We start from the raw sequence: 14,534 nt of genomic DNA, 5'->3' as shown, positions 1-14,534 counted from the left end.
TGTCCGCCGACGATGATGAGAATTGTGGAATCTACGGATCACGTAATTCCAATGATTTTCTGCGCTTTATCGTTCTTTGAAGTAGGTGAAGAGGTGTCGTTCCTTGATGTGGAGGGTGGTGATGGTGGTGGCGAGTAGGTAGGCGGCGCCTGTGGTGATGGTGGTTTGTATGGCGTTGAGGGTGATGGCGGTTCGGTCGGTGGTGTCGATGAGGAGTCTGGCGGCGGTCATGTCGATGGGCAGGCTGATGGCGGTGGCGAGCAGGATGGTGATGCCGGTTTCGATGATGATCTGCGTGGCGAGTGCGGGTTTGGGGACGCCGCAGTGCAGCGCGGAGGCGATTTCGAGCCGGCGGCCGCGTATGAGGAGGTATCCGATGGCGAGGGCGATGAGCGCGCCGCAGGCGGGCAGGATGCGTGTGGAGCGTTGCCGGTAGAGGGTTTGTCCGTCGAAGCCGTCGCCTTTGGTGGTGTTGAGCTGGCCGAGGGTGGGTGCGTCGTCGCCGGTGGTTTTCGCGTTCGGGGTGAGGGTGGACCAGAGGGCGTTGCGGGTCTGGCTGGTTTGCGGCCAGGTCTTGGCCCAGCAGGCGTCGAACGTGCCGGTGGCGGGGGTTTCCTCCATGAGCGCGTACGCGTATCCGGGGGTGCGTCCGTCGTCGGGGTATTGGTAGACGCCTTTGACGTGCGCGGTGCGCCCGTCGGCGAGGCCGATCGTGCCACCGGTGGAGGCGCCGAGCGTTTCGGCGACTTGTTGGGAGGCGATCAGCCCGGTCGTGTTCGTGTCCTGTTTCGTGTCGAGGAGTCTGGCCAGTCCCGGGGTGATCTGGTAGAGGGGCGTGGTGGTGTCGGGCAGGGCCGCGAGGGTGAGCGGGTCCGTCGTACGGATCGCTCCGGCGGCCTGGACGCCTGTGAGGCTGGTGAGGCGTTCGCAGGATGCCGCGTCGATGCCGTCGGGCGCGTTGAGCACGAGGATGTCGGCCCCGGATTGCCGGTATGCGCTTGCCTGGTCGAGGATGGCCGAGCCGGCGGCGATGTCCATGACGCCCATGCCGGCGGCGGTCAGGGCCAGGGCGAGGACGGCCGGGGCGAGGCGGGCGGCGCCGCTGGTGATGGAGCGCCATGCCTCGGAGATGACGGAGGTTGCTTTCATCGTGGTGTGGTTCATTGGTAGTTCTTCAGATCGATGATGTCGGTGCACGCGTCGCGCGTGTTCGGGTCGTGGGTGGAGACCACGACGATCGTGTCGTTGCGGGCGATACGGGAGAGGGATTCGCTGACCGTGGCCGCGGTGTGCATGTCGAGCTGGGCGGTGGGCTCGTCCACGAGCATGAGCGAGGGCTGGGCCGCGAACGCGCGGGCGAGCATGAGGCGTTGGGCCTCGCCGCCGGACAGTTCCGCGAACCTGCGGTCGGCGACCCGGGTCAGGTTGAACCGGTCCATGAGCGTGCGCGCCTGTTCCTCGGCCTCGCGGCGCGGGAGCCCTTTGGCGAGCAGGGGCAGGCTGACGTGGTCGATCGCGGTGCGTTGGGCCACGCCGTGCGGGTTCTGGAAGATCCAGCGCATCGAGTCGATGCCCTGTCGGGTCACTTGGCCTTCGGCGGGCGTGGTCCAGCCGGCGATGATGCCGAGCAGCGTGGACTTGCCCGCGCCGCTCGGCCCGGTCAACGCGTACACGTGCCCGGGCGTGAGGCTCGCGGTCAGATCGTGGAACAGGAGCGGGCCGTCGGCGTACCGGTGGCCGACGTGGTCGAGGTCAACGCGCATCGCACGCCGCCTGTCCCGGATCGGCCTTGATGCGCGCGGGCGCCTTGCCGTCGATCGTGACCAGCGTGCGGCCCAATGAGCTGCCGGCCACGTGCGCCTTGACGCTCGTGCCGTCGGTCGCCACCACGCATCCGTCGCTGCCTTTGAGCCCGGTGAGCGCGGACGCGGGCACCGAGTACACGCCGATCGGCTTTTTGAGCTTGTAGGTCACGGTCACGCTCGTAGTGTCCTCGCCGTCCTTGCGCGCGCCCGTGTACGTGGACCATCCCGCCATCGCCTGCAACGCGGCCGTGTCCGACACGATGCCGTCGTCGCCGATGGGATAGTCCTTGCCGTTGATCTCGACCACGCGATCGCCCTGGATGCGGCCGTCCGGCAGGGACGCGGCCTTGACCGACGCGACCCCGGCCAGGCTGCGGAACGCGGGCGAATCCGTCGAGTCGCCGGTCACGGTCGAACCCAGCAACGCCGCGCACGACACGCTCATCGCCTGCGCGGGCATCCACACCGCCAACGCGCGGGAGAACGCGCCCTGCTGGATTCTGGCCGCCGCCGTAGCCGTGCCGGCGTTCGCCGCGTACATGCGCCGCCACGCGTCCCATGTGACCCAGTCGAACACGCCCGACCGGGAGCCCCCGTAGCCGAGCGCGGCCAGCTCGTCCTGCAACGCCGTCACGTCGTCGCCCTTGTCCCCGTACGCCAGATCACGATACAGGGGCGTGTCCGTGTGCAGGCTCACCAGAGGCGTGCCGTCCACGTCGTACTCGTGCGAGCCCGAACGCACCACCCCGTCCGCGGGGCACGACGCGAACGTGACTCTGCCCGACACCGGGAACGCGACCCCGCTGGCCGGCGACGCCGTCACGTCCACGTTCAGGGAACGCGCGTCGTCGAACTCCTCCGACCCCAACCTGAGACTCCCCGCATCCGTGGAAGCCGACAGGGACGGCGGCGTCACCGTCCGCTCCAACCCCACGGCCAGGCCCATGCCCGCCGCCAGACACGCGGCCATGCACGCCGCCACGAACCCCGCGCCGTTCACCCGCCGACGCGTGCGGGCGCTGTTCTTTCCCGATCGAAACACGAGCATCACCTTTCTACTTGCTCGGGTTCGCCAGGCACTGGGAGAACGCGTCCGACGACGTGTCCAGCTTCGACGACCCCTCGGGCTTGCCCATCTCGGTCAGGTAATCCTGCTTCGTGAACGAATCAGGCACCAGCTTGCGTCGTTTCAGACACCCCACGACCAGTTCGATCTCGTCCGCGTTCGACGGGTTCTGCACCATCCGCTCGTACAGGTCGCGGATCTGCAGGTTCGTGCCCTTCGCGCACGCCATGCTGTCCTCGTTCGCCTTGGCCGAATCGTAATTATCGTCCGTGTTCATGTGCTCCTGCATCAACCCGGTGGACTGGTCCGTGTCGAACTCCACGTCATCGCCCTTGGCGGCCATGCACTCCTGGTACTTCTCGTTCGCCTCGCGGTAATCCGACTCGCTGATCCTGCCCGACTTGACCGCGCGCTCCAACACCCCGCGCTCGAAATCGCTCGACGCCGACTGCAACGCCTGCTTCAACTCCGCCTCATACGACGACGATCCGGAAGACGACGAAGACGAGGAGGAACCCCCGTCCGACGCGCCGGCATTCCCGGAACCCGGCATCGAACACGCCCCCAAACCCAACACCACCGACAACACGCCGGCAGCCGCAACCACGCGCAACGTATCTTTTGACATATGTATTCCCTTCAAAACTATGGCGCATAAAAAGGAAAGTGTTGGCGTTCCATACGAATTGCTATCGAATGGAACGCCAGCACGGTATGAAAGTTACTTCAGCATGCCGCGGGCGTACCAAGAAGATCCCGCGGTGGAGGACGCATAAGCGTATCCGTGCTTCCAGCCGTTGTAGTAAACAACCTTCTTACCGTTCACGATGCGGCCGACTTCAGCTCGGGCATAGCCGCTGTTCCCTGCTGTGTTGTACGCGTTGGCCCAAGTGAGATTCTTTGCCGCATTGATGTAGGAGCCGTTGCCGACCACTGCCATCGCCGGCGCTGTGACACCAGCGAATCCAGTCAAGGCAAGTGCTGCACCAAGCACACCGGACATGACTCTTTTCTTCATGTTCATCATGTTGTTTCCTTTCTCTTGTGAAGGAGGCCGCGACGGGGAAGTCCGTCCAGCCGGAGTCAAAACTACGACGTGCATGGCTGGCGAGATTATGTTTTGACCTGCCACTGACTGAACCTGACCGATTCCTGACCAGGTTGGACGCGAATGCTATGGTGTGCGCATTGTTTCGCGAAGGGAGCGGGCCGTATGAAGGTTCTGATTGTCGAAGACAACGCCAATCTCGCTGATGTGGTACGGATGGGACTCTCCATGGAAGGCATGGAGGCAAAAGCTGTTTACGATGGCCGGGATGCTCTGGAGGAGCTGGATTCCGGGGAGTGGGACATGCTGATACTTGATCGCGATCTCCCTGGACTGCATGGTGACGAAATCGCTAAGAGACTAAGCGAACGGCGTGATCCCATACACATTCTCATGCTGACTGCAGCATCCCAAACCGAGGACATAGTCCAAGGACTTGATCTTGGTGCAGATGACTATTTGACGAAACCATTTGAATATGCCGAACTGCTGGCCAGAGTTAATGCAGTGCGTCGGCGTTTGGGCATGGCAAATGACATGGTTTACAACCGAGATGACTTTTCGGCAGACTTCAGAACGGGGTCCATCACTGTTCACGGCGCGGAACTAAAGTTTGGGAAACGAGAACTTGCCGTATTGAGAACCCTGATCGAAGCGCGCGGCGCGGTGATTAGCGCAGAACGCCTATATCGTGAGATTTGGCAAGACGATCACGCTCATACAAGAGGAATCGTCAAGACCACAATCTATGCGATTCGCACGAAAATCGGAATCACTGATTTCATTGAGACCGTTCCCGGACAAGGATATCGCATATCATGAAAAAGCCTAAATATCCTTCGTTGAATGGGAACCATTCCAGCCATCCGAAACTGCATTTACCGTTTCAGTGGTCTACAAGAAGAAGATTGGTCACCACGATCGTCATCGTGTTCTTCATGCTTACCGGAGTGGTGACCGCCATGACGTATTATGTCGTGAACCGGCAACTGGAAACGGTGACCGTAAATAAATCTTTTACTCAGGCAGAAGATGCCGATGAACAACATAGTTTGAATTCGCAGGCCATTCCTTCTGAAGTCGATAAGGATTACGTTTCCGCCGGGTATGACTCCAGCAAGGATGCTTTAACGCTAACTATGGAACAAGGAGACAAAAAATCCCGGGATCTGATATTGGCGGTAAGCATAGCCCCCATCATTGTTTTTGGCCTATTATCTGGAGGAATAACTTGGATTATCGCCACTAGGACACAACGAAGAATCAATAGTGTGGCCTCTCAGATTACCGCGTCCGATGCTGGATTGGAAAGGCAACCTATCGTTATTCCATATGAAAACGACGAGGCGTACACTATTGCATCCGCATACAACCTCATGTTAAAGGATCTCAACAGTGCAATCAGTCGGGAAAAGGAATTTATCGCCGATGCGTCACATGAGTTAAAAAATCCACTTGCGGCCACTTCGGCCGCATTGGAGATTCCGTTGCACAACCAGCTTTTCGATGAGCGTTGCAGGCCTTTCGTCGAAAAGGCTTTGGCTTCAAATCATGCTGGGGTTGAAATCGTCAATCATCTACTCGAATTGTCGAAAGTTCAGCAACTAGACCGAGCCAATCTTAGCCGAGTTAATGTAGCTGAGATCATTCGCAATACTCTTCAAGAAAATATGGAACTTATCGGAGATAGAGTTCAAGTGCATACTAATCTGGAAAATGCATATCTCCTAGCCGATGGTCTGCTAATTAAGCAGATGGTTGCAAACCTTATTACGAATGCCATTCAGCATAATCGTGCGGCTCAACCACATGTATGGATAAACTTAGCCAATGACAGGCAATACGAAGGCGAGTCCTGCATTGCGATAGACATATCCAATACCGGCATGGATCTTTCCGATACAAGGGTAGATGATTTCCTGTCACCTTTTAACAGGGGGGAGGATAATAGGATAAATACGCATGTGGGATCTGCATCACCTCATCACGGGTTGGGTTTATCCATAGTGCAAGAGATTGTTGCTATGCATCATGGCCATTTGAGTCTGCAAGCGCGGTCGGGAGGTGGATTGAGAATCATAGTTCTTTTACCTGACACGCTATAAGAATCGTAGCATTAAACATCTCCTGCATTAGAAATATCGGTTCATTTACACTGAAAATGATGAATGATATTTGAGGGAAATGTCAGATAATCGTTATGTCTCATCCAAACGTGTATCGGTCGGTCTATTGGAAATAAAATCAGCTTCCAATTTTTAAAAGGTGACGGGAATGTTGCTGTACATGCCCGTCACCCCTATGCATTGCCCCTGTTGCCGGGACATGTGCAGTCTACCAGTTGCGGGTAAACTTCCAAGCCGCCAATACCGCTAACCCCGCTTCCCCGGGTTATGCTGTAGTAAAACCCTTTACTAAAGTTTGCGGGGAGGATGTCATGGCCACGCTCAAGGAGGTTGCGGAACGGGCCGGGGTGTCACAGAGCACGGTGTCGCGCTTGCTGAACGACCCGTCGTTCTCCATCAAGGAGGAGACGCGACGGCGCGTGCTGCGAGTGTGCGAGGAGCTGGGATACCGCAACGTGTTCCGTCCCGCGATCGCGGTGCTGGATGCGCCTCCGTCCGGGGAGGAGCTACAGGATGCGTACTTCGCCGATCTGCGGAAGGTTCTTGCGGAGTGTGCGGAGTCGATGGAATTGGACCAGCCCACGTTCATCCGGTCCATACACGAGCTGACGGAACGCGCGGCGGAGTTCGATGGGTTCATCACCGTGGGTGCCACGGTGTTTCCCGAAGCGGACCTGCGCGCCCTGCATGCAGTGCTCCCGCATGGCGTGTGCATCGACACGAATCCGGCGCCGCACCTGTTTGACTCCGTACGGCCCGATCTGTCGCAGACGATGCTGGATGCCTTGGACGCGATGATCGCGGCGGGCCGCAGACGCATCGCGTTTCTCGGTGGCGTGGGCAGCATCATGGGCACGCATGACTATCCCGAGGATATCCGCGAACTGTCGTTCCGCCAGTGGGCTGCGCACTTGGGATTGGAAACGGACGGATTGGTGTATTCGTCCGGCACGTTCACCGTGGAGAACGGTTATCGTCTCGCGGAGCAACTGGTGGCCGATCATCGTGAGGCCGGCAGCATGCCCGATGGTCTGATCGTGGCCGCCGACGTGCTCGCGGTGGGGGCGTTGCAGGCGTTGAACGCACTGCGCGTGGCGGTTCCCGACGAGTTGGCCGTGGTGAGTGTGAACAACCAGTCAATCGCCCGGTACACGTCGCCGTCGCTGAGTTCGTATGCGATCGATCAAAGGGAGTTGGCCCGTATGGCGTTCTCCACCTTGATTGATGGGTTGAAGCATGAGCGGCGGGTGCGTCGTCACATCCTGCTGACGACCGAGCTGGTGCCGCGCGCAAGCTTCGTTCCTCAGGCGTAAGACGTCGTCTCGAAGACGGGCGGCACCGGCGTCGATTTTGCTGGAAGGAATTTACTTCAGCTGGCGGCCGGCGCACCAGACGTGCCGGGCGGTCCAGTCGGCGGGGTCGAGGAGGTTAAGGTCGGCGGCGTATCCGGGGGCGATGAGGCCGAGCGGGGCTCCGGTGACGGGGTTGACCCGGTCGAATCCGAAGGCGCGGGCCGGGGTGAGGGTAGCGGCCTCGACGACGGCGACGGGGCTGAAACCGAGTTCGTTGACCGCGCGCTGAACCGCGACCTCCAGGGTGAGCGTGGAGCCGGCAATGGCGCCGTTGGAGACGAGTCGGGCGTGGCCGTCGATGACGTTCACGTCGAGTTCGCCGAGCTTGTACGCGCCGTCGGGGCAGTCGGTGGCGGCCATCGCGTCGGTGACGAACGCGATGCGGTGGGGCGCCAGTCCGAAGCCGAGCTTGACCATCGGGTTCTGGACGTGGAAGCCGTCGTTGATGAACTCGATGGTGACGCGCGGGTCCTCCACGGCGGCCGGGATGGGGCCGGGTTCGCGATGGTGCAGGCCGTTCATCGCGTTGAACATATGGGTCATGATGCCGGCGCCCGCGTCGAAGCCGGCCTGGGTGGTGGCGTAGTCGGCGTCGCAGTGGCCGACCGCGGGCACCACGCCGGCGGCCGCGAACTGGCGGATGGCGCCGATGCCGTGCTCAAGCTCCGGCGCGATGGTGATCTGGCGGATGCAGCCGATCTTGCCAGTGGCGAGGTCGGCGCCCGAGGCGTCGAGCATGCGGTCCACGAGTTCGGGCACCGGGTCCTTGAGGCAGTTCGGGTCGTGCGCGCCCTTGCGCTTGCGGGCGAGGAACGGGCCTTCGAGGTGGCAGCCGAGGATGTCTGGGCGGGTGGCCATCTTCTCGCGCACGGTGCGGATGTTGCGGCAGATCACGTCCATCGGGTTGGTGATGAGCGAGAGCACCTGGCGGGTGGTGCCGTGCACCGCGTGGCCGGCGCGGGCCACGTCGATGCCGTCGGGCCCGTCGTCGAAGCTCTTCTCCCAGGCGCCGTGGGCGTGGATGTCCACGTAGCCGGGCGTGAGGATGCGGCCGGCCGCGTCGATCACCTCTCCGGAGCGGGAGGCCGGGTCGATGCCGACCGTGCGGCAGGCGTGCTCGAACGCCTCCTCGCCGGTACCGTCCGCGGCCGCGGCGCCCGTGGCCACGATCACGCCGCGCGCGTTCGAGACCACCCAGTAGCCCGACTGCTCACCGCGGGCATCCACCTTGCGCGCCCCTCGGATCGCGACAGGCTTGGCCTCGCCCTCCAACGCCGCCGTCACGTGCGCGACGATCTCACTTCTGTCCTGTGTCATGATTTCCTTCCTGTATGCGTTCGGGCTCCTTCTTTGCAGAGAAAGAAGGAGCCCGAACCGTTCGATTGCCGTCAGATGCCCTGCCAGGCCGGCTTGTGTGTGGAAGCGTAGCGGTAGTAGTCCTTGTGGCGCAGACGGCTGGCGGCCTCCTCATCCACGATGATCGTGGCGTGCGGGTGCAGCTGCAGCGCGGAGGCCGGGCAGAACGCGCTCACGCCGCCCTCGACGGTCTCCTCGATGGCCTCGGCCTTGCCCGCGCCGAACGCGAGCAGCACGAGGTGACGGGCCTTGAGCACCGTGCCGATGCCCTGCGTGATGCAGTGGGTCGGCACCTGGTTGATGTCGTCGTCGAAGAAGCGCGCGTTGTCGATGCGGGTCTGCTCGGCCAAGGTCTTCACGCGCGTACCGGATGCGAGCGAGGAGCCGGGCTCGTTGAAACCGATGTGGCCGTCGGTGCCGATGCCGAGGATCTGCACGTCGATGCCGCCCGCGGCCTCGATGGCCGCATCGTAGGCCGGGCCGGCGGCGGCGATCTTGTCGCCGTCCTCCAGCGGGGCGCCGTTCAGCACGTCGCCGGGCACGTGGACCTTGGCCGGGTCGAGGCCGAGGGGCTCGACGACCGTGCGGTGGATGGTGGAGTGGTAGGACTGCGGGTGGTCGAGCGGCAGGCCCAGGTACTCGTCGAGCGCGAAGCCGCGCACCTTGGAGACGTCGATGTGCTCCTCATGCACGATCTTGGCGAGGGCCTGGTAGGCGGCCAGCGGGCTGGAGCCCGTGGCGAGTCCCAGCACCGCGTCCGGCTTGGCCTTGATGAGGTCCGCCACGCAGCGGCCGTAAATCTCGCCGGCCTCCTCCTCGTTCTTGACGATGATCACTTCAGCCATGATTGATTGTCTCTTTTATGTGGGTGTGTTTTGGGGAATATGCACGGGCGGCGGCATGGTGGTGCATGCCGCCGCCCGTTGCTGGTCAGATGAGTTCGAGGTTCACGTCGAGGGTGAGCGGCCTGCCTGCGGGCAGCTGGTAGGCCGTGTGGACGGGGGCTCCCCAGGAGTCGTCTCCGCCGACGCCCATCTGCGCTGCGAGCAGACGCAGGTAGTTGTGGCGCGGGGCGGGCAGGTCCTCATGGCGGCGCGCGGCTTCGATCATGTAGGTGTTCCATGGCAGCAGGCTGGCTGTGAAGTGACGGTCGCCGCGCTGGCTGACGCGCAATCCGTGGCCTTGGATGTCGGTGGCTTCGAGCCAGCGGACGTCCTCGTGGCTTCCGGTTTCCTGCACCATGAGATACGGCGCCATGCTCGCCTCTGAGGTGGTGTCCCAGATGCCGAGCTTGCCGCCCTGCTTGCGGTCGCGGTAGGTTTCCTCGGGGCCGGGCCCGTAGTAGCACAGCTGCGTGTATTCGCCGGGCAGTTCCCATTCGACACCGAACGCGGGCAGGCTGGCGGCGTTGGTGACACCGCCGGGGTATTCGACGGTCAGTCGCATGCGCATGTCGGACGTGATGCGGTAGGCGACCGTCACGGGCGTGTGGCCCGGGTCGGCGAGCTCGTACCGGTATTCGGCTGTGAGTCCTCCGTCGTCGGATTGCGTGATGCTCGTATCGGTCACGATGGCGTAGCGGCCGGCCGCGAACCATGCTGCACGGTCGAATCCGGAACGGTTACCGCGGTCGTTGTCGGTCAGGGAGCGGAAGGTGACGAGTTCAGGGCGACGGATGACCATTTCCCGTCCGTCCCGCGTCCAGGAGACGATGCCTCCCTGGGTGCGCGATAGGAGGATTTCCTCGTCGTCGCGGCGGATGCCCGCGTTCCACCGGCCGAGCGTGACCGTCGCGCGGCCGTCGTCGTCATAATCGGTCTCGGTGATGTCCCGTTCGGGGTTGAGGGTGTCGGTAAGCTGGCCGAACGCGAGCTCGTAGCCGGCCGGCGCCCATGCGGTGGATTCGGCGAGCAGGAGATCGACCTCGTAGGTGACCTCGCGCGTATTCCCGTCCGTGTCGATGTCCGGGAAGGCGATGTCATGGCGTTGGGTGTCTCCGGCGGCCACGTCGAACCGGTAGTCGGCGTGCCAGATCTCGCGCCCGTCTTCGAGGAGCCGTGCGGCGAACACGTAGCCGTCGGTGCCGATGAACAGGTTGCGGTTCTCGATGGTCACGCCGTGCCCGTCGGGGGTGAGCTTGATCGGCGAATACAGTTGCTTGACCTCCTGCGCCTTGGGGCTGGGCGTGCGGTCGGCGAACACGATGCCGTTGCCCACGAATTCGTAGTCGGTCGGCCGGTCGCCCCATTCTCCGCCGACGCTGAGTCGTTCGCTCCCGTCGGGCAGGCGCTGGACGAGCCCCTGGTCGATGTAGTCCCAGATGAACCCGCCGGAGTAGCGCTCGTACTGTTCGAGGTCGATGAACTCGCTCAGGCCGCCGCACGAGTTGCCCATGGCGTGCATGTACTCGCAGCTGACAAACGGCTTGTTCGCCGCGCCACGCTCGTCGCCGTGTTCGAGCCAGTCGCGGATCTCGTCCGGCTTGGCGTACATACGGCTTTCGAAATCGCTGATCTCATCATAGGCGTGGTTCCAATTGACGCCTTCGTAGTGGACGGGACGGCCCGGGTCGAGCCGATGCGCGTGCATGCTCATGGCCTTGAGGACTTCGCCCGCGTAGGATTCGTTGCCCAGCGACCAGACGAGTACGCTGGGATGGTTGCGGTCACGCATGATCATGCTGTCCAGCCGGTCGATGCATGCGCCCAGCCAGGCCTCGTCGTCACCGGGGACGGAGGTGCCCACGGGGATGTCGCCGGGGCTGTTCCAGCTGCCGTGGGTCTCCAGGTTGGTCTCGTCGATCAGATAGATGCCGTATTCGTCGCACAGCTCGTACCAGCGTGACTGGTTCGGGTAGTGCGAGGTGCGCACCGCGTTGATGTTGTGGCGCTTCATGAAGCGGATGTCCCACAGCATGTCCTCTTCGGTGACGGCACGGCCGCGCCGGCAGTCGAACTCGTGGCGGTCCACGCCGCGGAACACGAGGCGCTTGCCGTTGAGCTTGAGGACGCCGTCCTCGATGGTCACATGCCGGAAGCCGATGCGGGTGCGCGCGGTCTCCAGAACCTTGCCGTCCGCGTCGAGCAGGGTGACGGACAGTTCGTACAGGTCCGGGCGTTCGGCGCTCCAGGGGGCGGCGTCGTCGATCTCGGCTTCGGCGTGCAGCGTTCCGGCTGCTTCCGTGGCGGTGCGCCAGACGATGGTGCCGTTCTTGTCTCGCAACGCGAGGTCGGCCGTCGCGGCGTTCGTGGCGCCGTCGATCAGCACGTCCAGCGAGAGCGATCCGATCGACGTGGCAGGCTCCCAATCGGCTTCGGCGTGGATGTCAGAGACGTGGGCGGCGGGTCTCGCGTTGAGCTCGACGGAGCGGAATAGGCCGTGCAGCCGCCAGAAGTCCTGGTCCTCCAGCCAGCTCGCGCTCGAATACTCGTAGCAGGCGACCGCCAGCACGTTGCCGTCCTTCCTGATGACGTCCGTCACGTCGAACTCGCTGGGCGTGAAGGAGTCCTCGGCGTAGCCGACGAACGCGCCGTTGAGCCACACGTAGATGGCGGTGGCCGCGCCCTGGAAGGTGAGCGTCACCGTGCGGCCCTCGCGGATGGCCTGGGCGACCGCGCCCTCCGCGGCGAACTTGCGTCGGTAGACCGCCACATGGCCATGCTCGGGGATGGCCGGGGCCTTCGGGTCCTCGTGGCCGTCCCATGGGTACTGCACGTTCACATACTGCGGGTCGAGCAGTCCCGTGGTCTCCAGATGCGAGGGCACCCGCACGCGGGGGAACGACGAGTCGTCGAAGCCCGGCGCGGCGAACAGCGGCGACACGTCGCTGATCCAATCCGGTCCGTCGCTCGTCCCGTCGGGGAAGCTGTTCGCCGGCACCGTCTCGACGCGGACCCGCCATTCGCCGTCAAGGCTCTGCGTGAGATCCGTGCCCTCGCCGCCGGAGGGGGCGTGCGACCAGCACGCATGGTCGGAATGGGCGTCGAGCCGGTGGACCGCGTACACGCGCGGGTCGGCGAGCCATGCCGTCGTCGGCATGGACGGGGAGACGATCGGATCGCCGTTCTTCCGCTGATCGTCGGTTGTGTTCATGATGTCCTCGCTTTCGCATCGGATTGCGTCGCGTCGTTGCCGCCGCAGTGCGGGAGCCTTCGAATGTGACTCCTTGCACAACGATGATAAAGATATTTACTAATTTACGCAACTTCTTGCGCATGCCTCGACGGTGACTGCGAGGACCTGTGCAAATCCATTGATTGCAACGATAATTCGGCTGCTGCGGTGTCTTTTCCCTGCGCGTCGCGTCGAATCGACGAATGCGATTCGTTGGCGTTGCTTGCGACACGCGGTAAAGTTTTTTACTTTTTCGAGAAAGTTCTATACTCGCGTCTTGCGGGATCGGAGCTGTTCCCGCGCACGGATTCTTTACAGGTCGCAAGGAGGCCACCACACCATGAGCGGATCCACCACACAGCGCACGGCGACGCCCGGACAGCCGCAGGCAGCGCCCGCGAGGAACATGGGCCAGAAGATCGCATACGCGTTCGGCAATCTGGGACAGGCCGCGTTCTACAACACGATGAGCACGTTCTTCATCACGTTCGTGACCACCGCGCTGTTCATCGACGTGGACAAGACGCTGGCCGCGCGCCTCATCGCGGTGATCACCGGACTCGTGGTGGTCATCCGCATCGCGGAGATCTTCCTCGACCCGCTGCTCGGCAACCTCGTGGACAACACGAACACCCGCTGGGGCCGGTTCCGCCCCTGGCAGTTCATCGGCGGCCTCGTGCCCGGCATCCTGCTGATCATGGTGTTCACCGGCCTGTTCGGCCTCGTGGACGTGAACACCGGCGTGTTCATGGTCCTGTTCGTCATCGTGTTCATCCTGCTGGACGTGATCTACTCGCTGCGCGACATCTCCTACTGGGGCATGATCCCCGCGATCTCCTCCGACTCGCACGAACGCAGCACGTACACCGCGCTCGGCGCGTTCACCGGATCCATCGGCTACAACGGCGTCACCGTCATCGTCGTGCCCGTCGTCAGCTGGTTCACCTGGAAGTTCACCGGCCAATGGGAGCAGGGCCGCACCGGCTGGGCCGCGTTCGCCATCATCATCGCCGTGCTCGGCCTGCTGACCGCGTGGAGCGTCGCGTTCGGCACCCGCGAGAACCAGGGCGAGCTGCGCGCCAAGGCCGAGGCCAACGGCAACCCCATCGAGGCGTTCAAGGCCATCGCTCAGAACGACCAGCTCCTGTGGGTCGCCCTGAGCTACCTGCTGTACTCCGTGGCCAACGTCGCCACCACCGGCGTGCTCTTCTACCAGTTCAAATACGTGCTCGGCGCGCCGGACAGCTTCTCCATCGCCGGCGTCATCCCGGTCATCACCGGACTGGTCACCACGCCCCTCTACCCGGTGCTCAACCGCCGCATCCCGCGCCGCTGGCTGTACACCGCCGGCATGGCGTTCATGATCGCCGGCTACACGCTGTTCATCATCGCGCCCATGAACCTGCCCGTCGTCATCGTCGCGCTCGTCCTCTTCTACCTGCCCGCGCAGACCATCCAGATGACCGCCATCCTGAGCATGACCGACTCCATCGAATACGGACAGCTCAAGACCGGCAAGCGCAACGAGGCCGTCACCCTCTCCGTGCGCCCGATGCTCGACAAGATCGCCGGCGCGCTGTCCAACGGCATCGTGGGCTTCGTGGCCGTCGCCGCCGGCATGGTCGGCAACGCCACCGCCGCCGACATGACCGCCGCGAACATCCGCAC

The 14,534-nt window shown here is 62.9% G+C and carries 12 protein-coding genes; 4 read left to right on the top strand and 8 right to left on the bottom strand.

Annotated features, from left to right (window positions below):
• Positions 1 to 66 precede the first annotated feature (66 nt).
• The 5 genes from D2E25_RS10315 to D2E25_RS10295 form a co-directional block, all read right to left on the bottom strand.
• The gene (locus D2E25_RS10315; RefSeq protein ID WP_125982535.1) at positions 67 to 1,164 is read right to left on the bottom strand and encodes a hypothetical protein; all 1,098 of its coding nucleotides are present in this window, start codon (positions 1,162 to 1,164) and stop codon (positions 67 to 69) included.
• The gene (locus D2E25_RS10310; RefSeq protein WP_125982533.1) at positions 1,161 to 1,763 is read right to left on the bottom strand and encodes an ATP-binding cassette domain-containing protein; all 603 of its coding nucleotides are present in this window, start codon (positions 1,761 to 1,763) and stop codon (positions 1,161 to 1,163) included. Before D2E25_RS10310 ends, D2E25_RS10315 begins: the two co-directional genes overlap by 4 nt.
• Positions 1,753 to 2,853: a peptidoglycan-binding domain-containing protein gene (locus D2E25_RS10780; protein WP_241217176.1), complete on the bottom strand. Its 1,101-nt coding sequence runs from the start codon at positions 2,851 to 2,853 to the stop codon at positions 1,753 to 1,755. Before D2E25_RS10780 ends, D2E25_RS10310 begins: the two co-directional genes overlap by 11 nt.
• A gap of 7 nt (positions 2,854 to 2,860) precedes the next feature.
• On the bottom strand, positions 2,861 to 3,499 hold the full coding sequence (locus D2E25_RS10300; RefSeq protein WP_241217175.1) for a hypothetical protein: 639 nt from the start codon (positions 3,497 to 3,499) through the stop codon (positions 2,861 to 2,863).
• 93 nt (positions 3,500 to 3,592) lie between these two features.
• The gene (locus D2E25_RS10295; protein ID WP_100495495.1) at positions 3,593 to 3,898 is read right to left on the bottom strand and encodes a hypothetical protein; all 306 of its coding nucleotides are present in this window, start codon (positions 3,896 to 3,898) and stop codon (positions 3,593 to 3,595) included.
• A gap of 186 nt (positions 3,899 to 4,084) precedes the next feature.
• Between D2E25_RS10295 and D2E25_RS10290 the strand changes: the two genes are divergently transcribed.
• From D2E25_RS10290 to D2E25_RS10280, 3 genes are all read left to right on the top strand, one after another.
• Positions 4,085 to 4,741 (top strand): response regulator transcription factor, encoded by a 657-nt coding sequence (locus tag D2E25_RS10290; RefSeq protein WP_125982531.1) that lies wholly within the window; start codon positions 4,085 to 4,087, stop codon positions 4,739 to 4,741.
• Positions 4,738 to 6,024, top strand: coding sequence for a sensor histidine kinase (locus tag D2E25_RS10285; protein WP_125982529.1), 1,287 nt, complete (start codon positions 4,738 to 4,740; stop codon positions 6,022 to 6,024). Before D2E25_RS10290 ends, D2E25_RS10285 begins: the two co-directional genes overlap by 4 nt.
• 332 nt (positions 6,025 to 6,356) lie before the next feature.
• Complete coding sequence (locus D2E25_RS10280; RefSeq protein WP_100495498.1) at positions 6,357 to 7,358, top strand: LacI family DNA-binding transcriptional regulator; 1,002 nt, start codon at positions 6,357 to 6,359, stop codon at positions 7,356 to 7,358.
• Between the two features lie 51 nt (positions 7,359 to 7,409).
• Here D2E25_RS10280 and D2E25_RS10275 read toward each other — a convergent pair whose 3' ends face one another.
• The 3 genes from D2E25_RS10275 to lacZ form a co-directional block, all read right to left on the bottom strand.
• Positions 7,410 to 8,714 (bottom strand): N-acetylglucosamine-6-phosphate deacetylase, encoded by a 1,305-nt coding sequence (locus D2E25_RS10275; RefSeq protein WP_125982527.1) that lies wholly within the window; start codon positions 8,712 to 8,714, stop codon positions 7,410 to 7,412.
• A gap of 71 nt (positions 8,715 to 8,785) precedes the next feature.
• A complete protein-coding gene (gene nagB, locus D2E25_RS10270; protein ID WP_125982525.1) occupies positions 8,786 to 9,598 on the bottom strand; it encodes a glucosamine-6-phosphate deaminase in 813 nt (270 codons plus the stop codon).
• A gap of 85 nt (positions 9,599 to 9,683) precedes the next feature.
• Positions 9,684 to 12,845 carry a beta-galactosidase, LacZ type gene (lacZ, locus tag D2E25_RS10265; protein WP_125982523.1) on the bottom strand — a complete coding sequence of 1,054 codons (3,162 nt, stop codon included), beginning with the start codon at positions 12,843 to 12,845 and terminating at the stop codon, positions 9,684 to 9,686.
• Between the two features lie 361 nt (positions 12,846 to 13,206).
• Here lacZ and D2E25_RS10260 point away from each other — a divergent pair.
• A partial coding sequence (locus D2E25_RS10260) for a glycoside-pentoside-hexuronide (GPH):cation symporter (RefSeq protein ID WP_125982521.1) occupies positions 13,207 to 14,534 on the top strand: 1,328 nt, incomplete at its 3' end.

It is taken from the genome of Bifidobacterium goeldii, assembly GCF_003951095.1.
In the GTDB taxonomy this organism is placed as follows: Bacteria; Actinomycetota; Actinomycetes; order Actinomycetales; family Bifidobacteriaceae; genus Bifidobacterium; species Bifidobacterium goeldii.
Note: the sequence above shows the minus strand (reverse complement) of the source record. Positions and strands in the feature narration are given on the sequence as shown.